Annotated in this window: 15 protein-coding genes; all 15 read right to left on the bottom strand. The window is 66.4% G+C overall.

Annotation, left to right across the window (positions count from 1 at the left end; all coding sequences use genetic code 11):
• Positions 1 to 47: 47 nt before the first annotated feature.
• Positions 48 to 1,277 (bottom strand): hypothetical protein, encoded by a 1,230-nt coding sequence (locus E6B08_RS22690; RefSeq protein WP_136916066.1) that lies wholly within the window; start codon positions 1,275 to 1,277, stop codon positions 48 to 50.
• 240 nt (positions 1,278 to 1,517) lie between these two features.
• Positions 1,518 to 2,477 carry a PDR/VanB family oxidoreductase gene (locus E6B08_RS22685; protein ID WP_136916065.1) on the bottom strand — a complete coding sequence of 320 codons (960 nt, stop codon included), beginning with the start codon at positions 2,475 to 2,477 and terminating at the stop codon, positions 1,518 to 1,520.
• Positions 2,478 to 2,485: 8 nt separating this feature from the next.
• Positions 2,486 to 3,520, bottom strand: a complete 1,035-nt coding sequence (locus E6B08_RS22680) for an aromatic ring-hydroxylating oxygenase subunit alpha (protein ID WP_136916064.1) — start codon at positions 3,518 to 3,520, stop codon at positions 2,486 to 2,488.
• A gap of 20 nt (positions 3,521 to 3,540) precedes the next feature.
• Positions 3,541 to 3,768 carry a recombinase-like helix-turn-helix domain-containing protein gene (locus E6B08_RS22675; protein ID WP_136916063.1) on the bottom strand — a complete coding sequence of 76 codons (228 nt, stop codon included), beginning with the start codon at positions 3,766 to 3,768 and terminating at the stop codon, positions 3,541 to 3,543.
• Positions 3,769 to 3,778: 10 nt separating this feature from the next.
• Positions 3,779 to 4,747, bottom strand: a complete 969-nt coding sequence (locus E6B08_RS22670; protein ID WP_136916062.1) for a VOC family protein — start codon at positions 4,745 to 4,747, stop codon at positions 3,779 to 3,781.
• Positions 4,744 to 6,234, bottom strand: coding sequence for an aldehyde dehydrogenase (locus E6B08_RS22665; RefSeq protein ID WP_136916061.1), 1,491 nt, complete (start codon positions 6,232 to 6,234; stop codon positions 4,744 to 4,746). The genes E6B08_RS22670 and E6B08_RS22665 overlap by 4 nt, the downstream gene beginning before the upstream one ends.
• A gap of 10 nt (positions 6,235 to 6,244) precedes the next feature.
• Complete coding sequence (locus tag E6B08_RS22660; protein ID WP_136916060.1) at positions 6,245 to 7,048, bottom strand: aspartate dehydrogenase; 804 nt, start codon at positions 7,046 to 7,048, stop codon at positions 6,245 to 6,247.
• 10 nt (positions 7,049 to 7,058) lie between these two features.
• Positions 7,059 to 8,741 (bottom strand): thiamine pyrophosphate-binding protein, encoded by a 1,683-nt coding sequence (locus E6B08_RS22655; protein ID WP_136916059.1) that lies wholly within the window; start codon positions 8,739 to 8,741, stop codon positions 7,059 to 7,061.
• On the bottom strand, positions 8,734 to 9,531 hold the full coding sequence (locus tag E6B08_RS22650; protein ID WP_136916058.1) for an SDR family oxidoreductase: 798 nt from the start codon (positions 9,529 to 9,531) through the stop codon (positions 8,734 to 8,736). Before E6B08_RS22650 ends, E6B08_RS22655 begins: the two co-directional genes overlap by 8 nt.
• A gap of 1 nt (position 9,532) precedes the next feature.
• Positions 9,533 to 10,345, bottom strand: a complete 813-nt coding sequence (locus E6B08_RS22645) for an IclR family transcriptional regulator (RefSeq protein ID WP_136917475.1) — start codon at positions 10,343 to 10,345, stop codon at positions 9,533 to 9,535.
• Positions 10,346 to 10,350: 5 nt separating this feature from the next.
• Entirely contained in the window at positions 10,351 to 11,217 is an 867-nt protein-coding gene (locus E6B08_RS22640; RefSeq protein WP_136916057.1) for an alpha/beta fold hydrolase, read from the bottom strand.
• A gap of 4 nt (positions 11,218 to 11,221) precedes the next feature.
• Positions 11,222 to 11,776, bottom strand: coding sequence for a cupin domain-containing protein (locus E6B08_RS22635; protein ID WP_136916056.1), 555 nt, complete (start codon positions 11,774 to 11,776; stop codon positions 11,222 to 11,224).
• A gap of 14 nt (positions 11,777 to 11,790) precedes the next feature.
• On the bottom strand, positions 11,791 to 12,555 hold the full coding sequence (locus E6B08_RS22630; RefSeq protein ID WP_136916055.1) for an SDR family oxidoreductase: 765 nt from the start codon (positions 12,553 to 12,555) through the stop codon (positions 11,791 to 11,793).
• Complete coding sequence (locus tag E6B08_RS22625; protein ID WP_136916054.1) at positions 12,555 to 13,331, bottom strand: ABC transporter permease; 777 nt, start codon at positions 13,329 to 13,331, stop codon at positions 12,555 to 12,557. The genes E6B08_RS22630 and E6B08_RS22625 overlap by 1 nt, the downstream gene beginning before the upstream one ends.
• Positions 13,332 to 13,359: 28 nt before the next feature.
• Complete coding sequence (locus tag E6B08_RS22620) at positions 13,360 to 14,361, bottom strand: ABC transporter substrate-binding protein (protein WP_136916053.1); 1,002 nt, start codon at positions 14,359 to 14,361, stop codon at positions 13,360 to 13,362.
• Positions 14,362 to 14,390 lie beyond the last annotated feature (29 nt).

Below are 14,390 nucleotides of genomic sequence, written 5' to 3'. Positions count from 1 at the left end.
TAGGAGCCGGCTTGCCGGCGATGAGGCCTTATGGATCGGCCCGCTTCTCAGAAGTAGTAGCCGATGTTGATATTGGTCCGGTAGTACCAGTCGTTGCTCCCCACCGAATTGGTACTGGTCCACCCGGTACCGTTCTGCGCGCCGCCAAACGGGTTGGCATTGCGTGCCCAGGTCAGGTCGATCCAGGCCATGATCGGCATCGCCAGGAACTGCGCGCCCACCGTGAACATCTGCGAATCGTCCCAGCCGCTCTTGTCCTTCATCATGCGGCTGTAGTCGGTGTACAACTTGACCTTCTTCAACTGCCCCAGGCGTGGGGTGTAGATGTCGTAGCCGACGTTGAGCGCGGCGATGGTGGCCTTCGAGGCGATCAGGTAGGCCGGGGTCAGGCCGTTGCCGCCCATCAGCACGGCGTCGTCGCTCACGCCTGCCGGGTTCTTCGGATCGTATTCATAGCGGATGGCCTGGCCGGTCACGGTCCACGGGCCGCTGCTCAGCAGCGCATGGATGCCGCCAGCCCAGTAGTCGCCATCGTCATGGGTGGTGGCGTTGTACAGGTCGGCGGCCGCCAGCGAGGCGCCGATTTCGGTTTTCCAGCCTTCGCCGGTAAAGGTGCGGGCGACCCGGGCGTTGACCTGGTGGCGCTTTTCGTTGTCCTGGCGCGACTGGGTGAAGGCCACGGCGTTGTCGTCCAGGTCGCTGTAGCGGCCGACCTCCGGTGAGTAGCGGATGCCTGTCGGCAGCATGCGTGGGAAATAGCCCAGTTGCAGGTCCCAGGCGCTGTCCTTGTAGCTGTATTTCAGGCCCGTGCCGGCGCTGACGCCATAGCCCATGAAGAACGGGATGTGATAGCTCCAGCCGAACTGTGGGTAGGGCTCCAGGCCGAACGGTTTGAACGGGGCGCCCAGTTGCAGGTTGGAGCGTTCGTCGAAGCGATAGCCGACGAAGCCGCGGTCGATGGAGCGCTTGCCGTCGTCCTGGAACCAGTAGCCGACATCGCTGTAGAACTGCCGGTGCGTGGCCTGGACGTCGAGGCGGAAGGTATCGAAGAGGAAGCGGCCGTTGTTCTCGGTGGTGTCCCAGTGCTCGTCGCGGTAGTTGACCCGCAGCGCGCCGCCGATGTCCAGGCTGCTCTGGCCGTCGTCGCTACGCCAGGCGATGTGCGGGAACGGCTTGCGGGCCGTCGGCGGCTGGTCCGGGGCGGCGGGGCCGGGCTCGGATGCGAAGGTGGTGCAACTGCCTAAAACCATACCAAGGGAAATCACAAATCGTTTCATGCTGTGCCCTGCAAGGTTGGAGCAGTTTTCGCAGGCAACAGCCATCCCTCACCCCTGGGCGGGGGTGTTGAGCGGGAGTGGCTGTGGAAAGCGAAAGACTGGGGTTTGTTATTTTGGTTGTGGGGTGGATGTGCTGGCCTCTTCGCGGGACAAGCCCGCTCCCACAGGTACAGCACAGGTATCAGCTATCGTGACTAACCTGTGGGAGCGGGCTTGTCCCGCGAAGGGGCCGGCACCGATTCAAAGGTCGAGCACCAGGCGCTTGCTCTTGCACCCGGACACACACACCATCATCGAGCCATTGGCCGCGCGCTCGGCCTTGGTCAGTACTCCGTCGCGGTGATCGATGTCGCCTTCGAGCACACGCGTCTCGCACGAACCGCAGACGCCCTCGCGGCAGCTGTAGTCGATGTCGCAACCCGCCTCGAGCAGCACGTCCAGCAGGTTCAACCCAGGCTCGACGCTAAGCGTCTTGCCCGACTTGCTCAGCTCGACGCTATAGCTCGCCTGGGCATCCTGCGAAGCCTCCACTTCCACCGCGCTGAAGCGCTCGATATGCGCATGGGCATAGCCCAGTTGCTCGCACGTCTGCTCGAACGCGTCGAGCATCGGTGTCGGCCCGCAACAGTAGAAGTGGCTATCGACCGAGCGCCCCGCCAGATACTTGGCCAGGTCCGGGAACCCGTCTTTCTCATCGTTGAAGTGGTAGATCACCTTCGCCCCGTGCGCGGCGAGCGGCTCCAGCAACGCCGCCTCCCGCCGCGAGCGCGCGCAGTAGATCAGCTCGGCCGAGCGACCCAGCGCCAGCAGCCGGTTGAACATGCAGAAGATCGGCGTGATGCCAATCCCGCCGGCCACCAGCACGCTATGACTGGCGTGGGTGTCGAGGGCGAAGTTGTTGCGAGGCTGGGAAATCCTCAGCTCCATGCCCACCCGCAACTGCTCGTGCACATAGCGCGAGCCGCCGCGGCTGGCGCGGTCACGCAGGATGCCGACCACGTAGCGCCCCTGTTCGCTGGGCGCATTGAGCAACGAGTAGCTGCGCACCAGGCCGTTGGGCAGGTGCAGGTCGATATGCGCGCCCGCCTCGAACGGCGCGAACACGGTATCGCCCCACGGGCGCAGCTCGACGCTGATGATGCCATCGGCCTCGTAGCGCAGGGTATGCACCAGGGCGCTGATAACGGAGGAATTGGACATCGTGCACCTCAGGCCAGTTGTTTCGCTTCGATCAGGGCCAACTGCTCCTTGGCCTTTCCCTTGAGGAAGCGGCGCAGGCGCACCACGCCCAGGTCGTGCTGGTAGAGGTTCTCGCGTTGGTTGGCGTCGAACTCCATGAACTCCAGCAGCACCCGGTCCTGTTCCAGCACCGCCCAGTGACGTGCTTCCAGGCGGTTCTTGTAGAGGAACCGCCAGGTGTCGCGTTGCCAGCCGGTGAGCGGCCGTGCACGCCAGTGGAACACCGCCGACAGGGCGCGGCTGCTCGGGGTATAGCTGCCGATGATGGTGAAGTTGCCGCCTGGACCGCCGGTTTTCGGGTAGGGGATTTCCAGGCGCAGCCAATGGCAGCCGTTGTCGAAGAATTCGGTCCAGTCGAAGTTCACCCCGCGCTGGCCTTCCTTCTCGAAGAAGAAACCCTGCTCGGTGTCGCGGGTGACGAACTTGGCGGTCGCCTCGCCCTCGCTCATCGAGTGCGACATCTTGTGCAGGTAGGTGCCGTGCATCGGGTCCATGACGTTGTCCAGCACGTAGCGGTAATCGCCCTTCCACTCGGTGTAGCAGAGGAAGTGGCTCCACTCGGGCGAGGTCAGCTCCTCAGGCAGCACCAGCTCCGGCGGTTCGGCAATGTGCGGGTCGGTGGCGTTGAACAGGAAGATCGCCCCTGCGGCTTCGCGGGCATGGAACATCCGCGTCGGGCGGCTGCCTTCGAGCTTGCAGCCTGGGCTGCCGGGGACCTTGGTCACGGTGCCATCGCAGCGCACTTCGATGCCGTGATAAGGGCATTGCAGGCGGTCACCCAATACCGGCCCCTGGGACAGCGGCGCACCTCGGTGCGGGCAGTGGTCCTCGAGGGCGTGGACGCGGCCATCGTTGTCGCGCCACAGGGCGATCTTGTAGCCCAGGCGACGGATCGAGCGTGGCCGGTCGGTCAACAGCTCCGACGGCAGCACGGGGAACCAGAGGTCTTTGAGGCCATTGGCCAGGTGTTGCTCAACAGGGTCCACGGATATTTGCATGTTCATCGTGTTCTACCTCCAGCGGGTCATTCGCCCAGCCGTGCCATCAGGGTTTTGAATGCGTCTTCGGTCCACTCGCCGCTGGTCAGCGGGCAGGGCGGGCCGGCCAGGTCGAGGTGGGCGAGCAGCTCGCTCAATTCGCTCACGCCGCTGCCGTAGGCGCGCTCGATGGAATCGCCGAGCAGGTCCTCGAACGGCGTGTTGGGGCGTTTGCGCGCCTGATGGGGTTGCAGGTAAACCTCGGTGTCGCTCATGGGATGGCCCTCAGTTGTTCTTTGGTTTGTCGGTGAGGAACTTGCCTTGTGGCGCCTCGACATGCTGCTGGCGCCGGGTATTGCCATCGATGCCGCCGGCAATCGCCCATTCGGCGAAGACGGTCGGCCCGGGTTCGAATTCGCGGGGTTGCCACTCGCCGGTCAGTTGGTCTTCGTCGGCGTAGTACTCCACCAGTGCGCCGGCCGGGTTCTTGAAGTACCAGAAGAATGCCGAGGACACCGGGTGGCGGCCCGGGCCGATTTCGGTGGCCCAGCCGCAGCGCGAGATGTGCATGCCACCGCCGAACACCTCGTGCAGGTCGCGCACGGTGAAGGCGACGTGGTTCAGCCCGGCACGCGGAGCCGGCAGTTGCAGCATGAACAGGTCGTGGTGGCCGCCTTCCTCGGCGGTGCGCAGGAACGCGCCGCGGTTGGGGTAGCGGTCCGAGGCCTGGAAGCCGAAGCGCTCGTGGTAGAACGCTTCGCAGGCGTTGACGTCCTTGACGAAGAACACCACGTGGCCCACTTCGATGGGCGTGGCGCGCTCGTAGACGGGTGCCGGTTTGTTGATCCGGCCCTTGGTCTGCCAGGTGTTGTGGCCGCTGCACTCGAGCTCCAGTGGCCGCTTGCGGGTGACCTGCAAGCGGATCGCCAGGCCGTTGGGGTCGGTGCAGCCGACCCGGCCATTGCCTTCGACGAAGCCTGGGTCGTTGGCGATGCGCTGGCTGTACAGCGCAAGGTCGGCCTGGCTGGCTACGCCCCAGACGACTTCGCGTACCGTCGAGCCGGGCTCGATGGCCGCTGGTAGCCCCGGTTTGTCGATGGCGGCCAGCACTACGCGGCAGCCATTGAGGGTTTCGAAGACGACCTCGTCGGGTGCTTCGCTGACCAGGGTCAGGCCCCAATCGCCGAAGAAGCGCGCACAGGTGGCCAGGTCTTCGACCCCATAGGTGACTTCGTCGATGCCCAGTACGCTCATTGCCCTGCCTCCACGCCGGCCCAGGCCAGCGGTTGTTCGTTCATGCCCCAGTAGAGGCTTTTCTGTTCCATGTACTGCAGGATGCCCAGGCGGCCTTTTTCGCGGCCCAGGCCGCTGTCACGCCAGCCGCCGAAGGGCGTCGAGATGGAAAACTGCTTGTAGGTGTTGACCCAGACCGTGCCGGCCTGGAGCTTGCGCCCCAGCGCCCAGGCGCGCTTGTAGTCGCGGCTCCAGATACCGGCGGCCAGTGCGTACAGGCTGTCGTTGGCCTGCTCGATCAGTGCTTGCTCGCTGTCGAAAGGCATGGCCACCAGCACCGGGCCGAAGATCTCTTCCTGGCACACCTGCTGCTGGTTACCCAGGCCTTCGAGAATGGTCGGTGGGTAGAAGTAGCCATGGTCGAACATCCCGCCACGCGGGCGCTCGCCGCCCAGGCGCAGGCGGCCGCCTTCGGCCAGGCCCAGGGCTACGTAGCGCTCCACCGACTCGCGGTGCGCGGCGCTGATCAGCGGGCCCATCTGCGTGCGTTCGTCGGCCGGGTCGCCCACCCGCAGTTGCGCGGCGGCGGCGCTCAGGCGGGCCATGAACGGCTCGTACAGCGCGCGGGCGACGAACAACCGGGAACCTGCGATACAGGCTTCGCCGGACGAGCTGAAGATGCCGTACAGCACCCCGGCCACGGCATGGTCGAGGTCGGCATCGTCGAGCACGATGGTCGGCGACTTGCCGCCCAACTCCAGCGACACCGGCATCATCTTGTCGGCGGCGATATGGGCGATGTGCTTGCCGGTGCGGGTGCCGCCGGTGAACGACACGCGCTTGACCAGCGGGTGGCGGGTCAGTGCGTCGCCGAGCAGCGAGCCCTTGCCCGGCAGCACGCTGACCAGCCCCTTGGGCAGGCCGGCATCGTCGCAGATGCGCGCCAGTTGCAGGGCCAGCAGCGGCGTGATTTCTGCAGGCTTGATCACCACGGCGTTGCCGGCAGCCAGGGCCGGCGCGACCTTTTGCGCTTCGCTGGCGATCGGCGAGTTCCATGGCGTGATCGCCGCGACCACGCCCATCGGCTCGTACACGCTCATGCTGAGGAAGTCGCCACGCGATGGGGTGATGGTTTCTTCCAATGTTTCGCAGGCTGCGGCGAAAAACTGGAAGGTGCCGGCGGCGCTGGCCACCAGGGCGCGGGTCTCGGCGATCGGCTTGCCATTGTCCTGGCGTTGCAACTGCGCCAGTTCCTCGGCGCGCTCGCGGATCAGCGCAGCGATGCGCAGCAGCACGGCGGCGCGTTCATGCGGCTTGCGCTGCGCCCAGCCGCTGTGCAGGAAGGCCTGGTGGGCACCCTGCACCGCGGCTTCGACGTCGTCCAGGCTGGCAGCGTTGAGCCAGGCCACCGGCTCGCCCGTGGCCGGGTAGCAGGTGGCGTAGCGCTCGCCACCGCCCTGGCGCCAGGTGCCGGCGATGCAGATGGGTAAGCTTTGTTCCAGTGTCATGGGCAATCCCCTAGATGGAAATGGCATGGGCGTGGTTGCCCAGGGCGCGGACCACGCTGTACACGGTCAGCGCCGAGGTCTTCGGGTTGGCCTGTAGAGGCTTGCCGCGCAGGCTCATCTCGAAACCGCCGAAGGCGCCACGGGCCTGGACCTGGTGCACGTTTTCCTCGCTCAGCGGGTCGGCGATCAGGGTCACCTGCGTGCGGTCCAGGCCCAGGCCTGCCAGCGACAGGGTGGCCGCGACGTTGGCATTCTTTGGATAAAGGCGGGCAGCCTCGCGGGCGCTGCCCTGGAAGATCACCGTGGCTTCGCTGATGCTGTCCAGGTCACAGGCCTGCTCACCGGGCGTGTTCTTCCAGGCCTTGGCCGGCTTGCGGCCGGTGTAGCTGACGGCATCCAGGCCACCGACCTTGGCGGCCGACAGGGCATCGATACCGCCAATGGCACCCGGCAGCAGTTCGATCCGGGTATTGCCACGTTCGGCGGCAGCCTCCAGGCGTTCCACCAGGCCGGGCTCCGACAGCGCCCCCACCGAGACGACCAGGCAGGCGATACCGCGCTCCAGGGCCGGCAAGACGTGCTCCTCGATGGCGCGGTGGCCTGCGCACTCGACCAGCAGGTCGGGGTGCGCGTCGGCAGGCAGCGCCGTCAGCACCTGAGGCGGGCGTTTGAAGCTGGCCAGGCGCTGGCGTACCAGCTCTGCCGAACCTGCCGAGGCGATCACGGAATCGACGCACAACTGCGGATCGGCCTCCAGCAGCTCCAGCACGCCGACGCCGATGGCGCCACAGCCGATCATGGTGATATGCAGCATGGCGCGTTCCTCAGGCAGTGGCCTTCTGGGCCTTGGTCTCGCTGTTGGGCGGGCCGGCGAACTGGGTGGCGAAGTTGCCTACCGCAAGCATGTCCACCTCCAGCAGGAACGGCCCAGGTTGGCCGAGGGCGTCTTGCAGGACGCCGCCGAAGTCCTTGAGGTCGCGTACCAGGCGATGGCGAATGCCCATGGACTCGGCCAGTTGGGTGTAGTCCGGCGTGTGCAGCTCGACGTAGGCGTGGCGGGCGCCATAGATAGCGTCCTGGATGTTGCGGATCACCCCGTAGCGCTGGTCGTTCATCAGCAGGATCACAACGTTGGCCTTTTCCTGCACCAGGGTCGCCAGCTCACCTAGGTTGAGGATGAAGCCGCCATCGCCGGCGAGGGCGAACACCTTGCGCTGTGGGTCGTATTCGGCAGCGGCGATGCCGGCACCGATACCCATCGCCAGGCCCTGGCCGATGCCGCCGCCCAGGGCATGTACCCCGGCTTGCGGGTGGTACAGGTCGAGCAGACGGTTGCCCCAGATGCTGTTGGACAGGGTCACGTCGCGTACCCAGGTGAAGTTGCGCCCAGTCTGGCCTTGCAGTTGCTCGACCATCGCGGCATACGGGCCGAGGTCGGCGATCAGCGCGGCGCGGGCCTTGTTGCGCACGTCCTTGAGTTCGACAAGGAACTGCGGGTCGGTCTGCAGGCGGCCTTCGAGGCGGTCGGCGAGGGCGTCGAGGGTCAGCGCGGCATCGCCACAGACGAACAGGTCGCTGGAGTAGCTGCGGCCTTCGATGGCCGGGTTGGCGTCGATGCGCAGGGTGTTTTCCGGCAGTTTCAAGGCGTACTTGAAGGTTTCGTTGCTCCGCAGGCGCGAACCTGCGATCAGCAGGGCGTCGCAGCTCTGCATGAAGTTTTCCACCAGGCGATTTTGCGAAAACGCGCCCAGGCAGCGTTCGTCGTCTTCGTTGACCACGCCGCGGCCCTGGGTCGAGGTGATGACCCCCACGCCCATGTCCAGCAAGCGCTTGACCGCCTTGCCGGCATGCCGCGCGCCGCCGCCGAGCCACAGCAGCGGGCGCTTGGCTTTGAGCATGCGCGCGACCAGTTGCTCCAACGCCTCCGGTGCAGGCACCGCGACCGGTACCGGCAGCGGCGTGAGGTCGGCGGGCATGGGCACGAAGGTGGACTGGATATCGATCGGGATTTCCACGCTGACCGGGCCGGTCGGCGCGGTCAGGGCGGTCTGCACGGCAAGTTTGATGGTGCTCAGCGCGGTCTCGACGCTGCGCACCCGGAACGCGGCCTTGGACACGGCCTTGAGCATGGTCAGTTGATCGCGTGCTTCGTGGATGTAGGCGAACTCCTGGTCCAGGTAAGGCGTTTCGATCTGGCCGGTGATATGCAGCAGCGGCGTGCCGGCGGTCAGCGCTTCGACCATGGCACCGGCGGCGTTGCCGGCGGCAGTGCCGGTGGAGGTCAGGCACACGCCCAGGCCGCCGACGCTGCGGGCATAGGCGTCGGCCATGTTGGTGGCGCCGGCTTCGCCGCGGGCCATGACGAAGCGGATGTTGCCGCGCACGGCAAAGGCGTCGAGGATCGGCATGTTGTGGATGGAGATCACGCCGAATGCGGCCTTGACCTCGCATTGCTCGAGAAACGCGGTGATGACCGCGCCCACGGTGACAGTGTTTTCGTTACGCATGGCGGGACAGGCCTCCAGAAACATCGATATGACTGCCGGTGGTGTAGGACGACAGCGGCGAAGCGAGGAACAAGATGGCTTGGGCGGCCTCTTTCGGCAGGCCCAGGCGGCCAAGGGGAATTTGCTTGCGGCGGGCCAGTTGCGCGGTCCATTGCCGCCAGTCCAGGGCCCGCTCGTCACGGGCTTCGAAACGGCGGCGCCATTGGCCGGACTCGACCAGGCCGATGAGGATGCCGTTGACCCGGATGTCCTGTTCGGCGAACTCGAAAGCCATCGAGCGCACCAGGTTCTTCAGCCCGGCCCGAGCCGCCGAGGTCGCCACCATGTGCGGCTCGGGCTGGCTGGCCAGTAGCGAGTTGACGCAGACGATCGACGCGCCGGCCTCGCCTTGCAGCTGGTTCATGAAGGCCCGCACCGGATTGATCACCGAGAAGAACTTCAGTTGCAGCTCGTCCTGCCAGGCGGCGTCGGTGGTGTCGGCAAAGGTCGACACGCGGCCTTGGCCGGCGTTGTTGATCAGCACCCGTGCCGGGCCGAGTTCGGCTTCGCTGGCCGCGGCGAAGGCGCGCACCGCCTCGGCATCGAGTACGTCACACACCTGTGCCAGCAGGCGCGCATGGGGGAAGCGTTCGCGCAGGCTGGCTTCGGCGCTGCGCAGGCGTTCGCCGTTGCGCCCGCAGAAGGCCACCCGGGCGCCGGCTTCGAGCAGCGATTCGACGCACGCCAGGCCGATGCCGGAGGAGCCACCGGTGACGATGGCGGTGCTGTCATGCAGTGAATAGAGATTCATCTCAATCCCTCATCAGCGCGGTAACGCGGCCCGAGCCTGGGCGGTAGTCGAGCAACCGCGACAGTTCGTCGGCGCTGCTGCGTACCTGGCCCAGCAGGTTGTCGAAGTTGACGTGGCCGATCTGCACGGTGGGAATGGTCAGGCCGAGGGCGGCAGTCACCCGGCCACTGGCGTCGCGAACCGGCGCTGCGACCGTGGAGATGGTCGACTCGAAGAAACCTTCGCCATTGACATAACCGCGCAGGCGATCGGCCTGGACTAGGTCGAACAGTTCCAGCACGGTTTTCGGCGTGCTTGGCGAGTACTGCTCCAGGTGCTCCTCGGGGTACAGCTCGCGCAGTTCGGCCAGGCTCAGGTCGGCCAGCAGCACCCGGCCAAGCACGGTGGCGTGGGCGGGCAGGCGGGTACCGACGGTGACAGCGCTGGAGAACACCGAGGGCGGCGAGACCTTGGCCACGTACACGATCGAGCGACCGTCACGGACCACCAGGTTGCTCGGGTAGTTGAGGTGGTCGCACAGCCGCGCCAGCAGCGGTTGGCCGAGTTCGGTCAACTCCAGCGAGGCCAGGTATTCGAAGCCCAGGCGCAGCACCGACATGCCCAGGCGGTACTCGTTGCCGCTGCGGTTGACGAAGCCCATGGTTTCCAGGGTGGTCAGCAGGCGGAAGATGGTCGAGCGTGGCAGTGACAGGCGCCGCGCAAGTTCCGGTGCGGTCAGGGTGCGGTTCTGCCGGCTGAATTCGCACAGCAGCAACAGGCCGCGCTCCAGGCCGGGGACAATGTACTTGTCCTGGTTTTCCTTCGAGGCATCCATATCGTTCATTGCAGGCTACCTGTGAGTGAGGCTTGCAGTGCCCGGGCCAGGAGCTCGGTCACCAATTCGGGTCGTTCGATGGCGCAGGCATGGCCGGCGCCGTTGATCAGGCTGAAGGGCGCCGCGAAGGCTTCAGCCAGTGCGCGGCAGTCCTCGGGGCGGGTGATGCCGTCGGCACTGCCGCAATGCACCTCGCAGGGCACGCTGTGGGGCAGGTGGTCGAGCAAAGCATCGCCACACAGCAGCTCGATGGCCTGGCGATAACCCTGGGGGTTGAGCCGGGCCATGTTCCAGCGCACCCAGGCCAGCGCGCGGGCGTCGGCGGCAGGTGACAGCAGGTTGGCGCTGCGTGCTTCGGCGAGGCCGGCGATCCCTACCCGCGCCAGGTCATCCAGGCGCTTGGCGCGCACTGCGCGGCCTTGCTCGGCCTGTGCCGGCGCGCCATAGCCGCGTGCCGGGCTGAGCAGCACCAGCCGCTGGACACGCTGCGGGTGGCGCTGGGCAAAGGCTGCGGCGGTCAGTGCGCCCAGCGAATGGCCCACCAGCACGCAGCGTTCGATATCCAGGGCATCGAGCAGGCTTTGCAGGCGTCCGGCGTAGTCTTCGGCGCGAGGCCGGGCCTGTGCCAGCGCTGCAGAGTTGCCGTAGCCCGGCGCGTCCCAGGCGATGACCCGCGCCTTGTGGCACAAGCCCTGGGCCACCTGCAGCCAGCTCGCCGCGCCCGAGCCGATGCCGTGCAGCAGGACGATGGCCGCGCCGCTGCCCGCTTCGCGGATGGCCTGCTGGCTGTCGCCCAGGCCCAGCAGGCGCTCGGGGAAGTGTTGCGGGAGCAGGTCCGGCAACGCTGCGGCGAATGTTTCGGCAACCGACATGGGCTTACCCGCGCTTGATCGAGGCCAGCGGGTGGGCTGGCGGGTAGGTCGGGGTGACCGGCTTCTTGGCGCCGAGCATCACGCACATCAGCGCGTCCTCATCGCCGATGTTGATTTCTTCGCGGTAGACCCCTGGCGGCACCGAGATCAGGTCGCGGTCGGTGAGGATGGTCTCGAAGCGTTCACCGTCCTTTTCGATCACCACCTTGAGTTTGCCGCGCAGCACGAAGAACACTTCCTCGACGTCGGTGTGCAGGTGGGGTGGCCCTTCATGGCCGGCTGGGATGACCATGGTGGAGAAGGTGAAGTGCTCGGATGCGATGGTGTTCATGTCGCTGCCCACACCGGTACCCCCGGTGCCCACGTAGCGCATCTGCGCACGGCGGAACTTGGGGTCGTAGTCGGCCTGGAACTTCAGCGCGTCCCAGTCGTAGCGACGGGTCTCGTAGCGGGCGATGCGGGTCTGCATCCACTCGGCGAGGTCCGCGCCTGCCGGGCGATCCCAGCTTTTCGGTGCGTCGGTGGCTACGGCTTGGGGCTGGAGGGAAAGGTCGGTCATGGCAGTCTCCTTGCTCAGGGCATAACGAACCCGCCGTTGACCGGCAGGGTTTGTCCAGTGATGAAGCGCGACAGGTCGGACAGGGCGAACAGCACGGCTCCGCTGACGTCGTCGGGCAGTTGTGGGCGCTGGAGGGCGCGTTGGTCGATGTACAGGCGGTGGCGGGCTTCGGGCACGTAGGCAGTGGCCTCGACCTGCACCAAGCCGGGGGCGATGGCGTTGACGGTGATGTTGTCGGCGCCTAGCTCGCGGCCAAGGCTGCGGGTCATGGCGATCAGCGCACCCTTGCTGGCGACGTAGGCGAGTAGGTTCGGCGCGCCCCACAGCGGGGTGTCCGAGGCCAGGTTGACGATGGCGCCACGGCCGCTTTCGCGCAGGGCGGGCAGGGCGGCGCGGGTCATCAGCCAGGTACCGCGCACGTTCACCTGCATCACCTGGTCCCAGGTCTCGATGTCCAGTTCTTCGCAGGTCTTGCCGCCGGAATTGGTGATCGAGGCGTTGTTGACCAAACCGTCCAGGCCACCGAGACGCTTGACGGTGCGCTCGATGCAATTGCTAATCGACGCCGGGTCGCCGAGGTCGAGGCTCACACCGCTGACGTCCAGGCCCTGTTCGCTCAGCTCGCACGCCGCTTGCTGCACGCGTCCGGCAAGGATGTCGGCGATCACCACGCGGGCGCCGGCCTGGGCGATGGCCTGGGCGAAGGCGTAGCCCAGGCCGCGGGCTCCACCGGTCACCAGCACGCGGCGGCCTTCGAGGAGGTTGTTGTAATGCGTCATCACGAAGTACTCAGCATGGCTTTGGGGAGGTAATGGAGCACGCGCTTCTCGGCCCAGACCACGGCGCCGTAAGCCAGCACGCCGATCAGGGTGAGCATGACGATGGCCACGAACACGCCTGCGGTGTTGCCCTGGCCCTCAGCGTCCACCAGCAGGAAGCCCAGGCCCTGGTTGCCGCCGACCAGCTCGCCGACGGTGACGCCGATCACCGCGAGGGTCGAGGCGATGCGCAGGCCGGAGAACAGCGCGGCCATGGCCGAGGGGAATTCCACCAGGCGGAAGATCTGCCAGCGGCTGGCATTCATGGTGCGCACCAGGTTGATCATGTCCGGGTCGACGGTGCGGATGGCCGAGAGCACGTTGATCATCACCGGGAAGAACACGATCAGGATGGCGATCAGGATCTTCGGGTAGATGGTGTAGCCCAGCCACATCACGAACAGCGGGGCGAAGGCGACCTTGGGCGCGATCTGCAGGGCCAGGATGTACGGCGAGAGCATGGCTTCGGCCGAGGGCGAGAGGCCCAGCGAGACGCCGATGGACACCCCCAGCAGGGCGCCCAGGGCGAAGCCGACGATGATTTCGAAGGCGGTGATCAAGGTGTGTTCGAGGAGGTTGCCGCTGTGCCACATGAGCACGCTTTCCTCGGCCACCCGGCTCAGTGGCGGCATGACGAACTCGGGCATGCCGAGCAGGCGCGGGCCCCATTGCCAGAGCACGAGGAACAGCGCGAGCAGGGCAAGGCTGCCGAGCATGGAGGTGTTGAGGTTTTTCATCAGGCGGATACCTTGGTTGCCGGAGCCGTCATTGGGCTGCGGTCTGGGTGTCGATGAACTGGTTGCTGTAGAGCTCGTCGAGCGCCGGTTCACGCGGCACGATGCCCTCGCTCACGTAGAACTTGCGTACTGCGTCCAGGCGCGCCGGGTCGATGCGCCCAGGTACGGTCTGGCCGGCGTAGACGTAATCCACGTACAGGCGCAGGGTCTTCTCCAGCGACGCTTCCTTGCCGGCATAGGCAGGCACCGCGCGGGCGAAGGTGGCGGCGGCGGCCTTGGGATCGTCGATGATGTCCTGCAGGCCGCGCAGGGTGGCCTGGACCACGCCGCGCACCACGTGCGGGTGGTGCTCGATGGCATCGTCGGAGGCGAGGATCGCCTGGGCCATGCTCTCGAACACCTGGTCGCGTGGGATCAACTGGTACTTGAGCCCGGCGTCCTCGGCGTTGATCACCCAGTCCGGCACGCCGGCCATGGCCTCGGCCTTGTTGGCCGAGAACAGTTGCCACACGCCGGAAGGGCCGGCGGCCTGGATGTCGACATCGTCCTTGCCGAGGCCCGCCTTGCGCAGCGAGGCGAGCAGGGCGTAGTAGGTGGTGTCGGAGTACGACATCACGGTCAGGGTCTTGCCCTTGAGGTCGGCGATGTTGTGGATATTGGCGGCGGCATTGGTGGCCACCATGGTCACCCCGCCGCCACCGAGCACGGCCACGGCGCGAACCGGAATGCCATTGGGCCGCACGATGATCGGCGTGTCGCCGATGGCGCCACCGACCAGGGCGTTGCCGGCGCCGATCTGCTTGGCGACGTCGACGCCACCCTTGGCGGCGATGAAGGTGAGGTCGAGGTCCTGGGCCTGGTAGTAGCCTTTTTCCTTGGCGATGATCCAGGGCGCGAAGGCTGGCAGGCTAGGCGGCGCCGGCAGCAGGTAGGTGACCTTGGTCGGCTCGGCCTGCGCCTGCAGGGCCATGCTCAGGCCAAGCGCCATGAGGGCGGCGTGGGCGATGCGTTTGAACGGTGTATTGAACATGCTGACTCCCGGGGGCGAAGGGTAGTGAA

Origin of the sequence: Pseudomonas putida (genome assembly GCF_005080685.1) — a bacterium.
Classification (GTDB): Bacteria; Pseudomonadota; Gammaproteobacteria; order Pseudomonadales; family Pseudomonadaceae; genus Aquipseudomonas; species Aquipseudomonas putida_V.
Note: the sequence above shows the minus strand (reverse complement) of the source record. Positions and strands in the feature narration are given on the sequence as shown.

Excerpts from the sequence above, each read along its gene's own strand:
- E6B08_RS22690 (WP_136916066.1), bottom strand. The coding sequence starts at position 1,277 with ATGAAACGATTTGTGATTTCCCTTGGTATGGTTTTAGGCAGTTGCACC.
- E6B08_RS22685 (WP_136916065.1), bottom strand. The coding sequence starts at position 2,477 with ATGTCCAATTCCTCCGTTATCAGCGCCCTGGTGCATACCCTGCGCTAC.
- E6B08_RS22680 (WP_136916064.1), bottom strand. The coding sequence starts at position 3,520 with ATGAACATGCAAATATCCGTGGACCCTGTTGAGCAACACCTGGCCAAT.
- E6B08_RS22675 (WP_136916063.1), bottom strand. The coding sequence starts at position 3,768 with ATGAGCGACACCGAGGTTTACCTGCAACCCCATCAGGCGCGCAAACGC.
- E6B08_RS22670 (WP_136916062.1), bottom strand. The coding sequence starts at position 4,747 with ATGAGCGTACTGGGCATCGACGAAGTCACCTATGGGGTCGAAGACCTG.
- E6B08_RS22665 (WP_136916061.1), bottom strand. The coding sequence starts at position 6,234 with ATGACACTGGAACAAAGCTTACCCATCTGCATCGCCGGCACCTGGCGC.
- E6B08_RS22660 (WP_136916060.1), bottom strand. The coding sequence starts at position 7,048 with ATGCTGCATATCACCATGATCGGCTGTGGCGCCATCGGCGTCGGCGTG.
- E6B08_RS22655 (WP_136916059.1), bottom strand. The coding sequence starts at position 8,741 with ATGCGTAACGAAAACACTGTCACCGTGGGCGCGGTCATCACCGCGTTT.
- E6B08_RS22650 (WP_136916058.1), bottom strand. The coding sequence starts at position 9,531 with ATGAATCTCTATTCACTGCATGACAGCACCGCCATCGTCACCGGTGGC.
- E6B08_RS22645 (WP_136917475.1), bottom strand. The coding sequence starts at position 10,345 with ATGGATGCCTCGAAGGAAAACCAGGACAAGTACATTGTCCCCGGCCTG.
- E6B08_RS22640 (WP_136916057.1), bottom strand. The coding sequence starts at position 11,217 with ATGTCGGTTGCCGAAACATTCGCCGCAGCGTTGCCGGACCTGCTCCCG.
- E6B08_RS22635 (WP_136916056.1), bottom strand. The coding sequence starts at position 11,776 with ATGACCGACCTTTCCCTCCAGCCCCAAGCCGTAGCCACCGACGCACCG.
- E6B08_RS22630 (WP_136916055.1), bottom strand. The coding sequence starts at position 12,555 with ATGACGCATTACAACAACCTCCTCGAAGGCCGCCGCGTGCTGGTGACC.
- E6B08_RS22625 (WP_136916054.1), bottom strand. The coding sequence starts at position 13,331 with ATGAAAAACCTCAACACCTCCATGCTCGGCAGCCTTGCCCTGCTCGCG.
- E6B08_RS22620 (WP_136916053.1), bottom strand. The coding sequence starts at position 14,361 with ATGTTCAATACACCGTTCAAACGCATCGCCCACGCCGCCCTCATGGCG.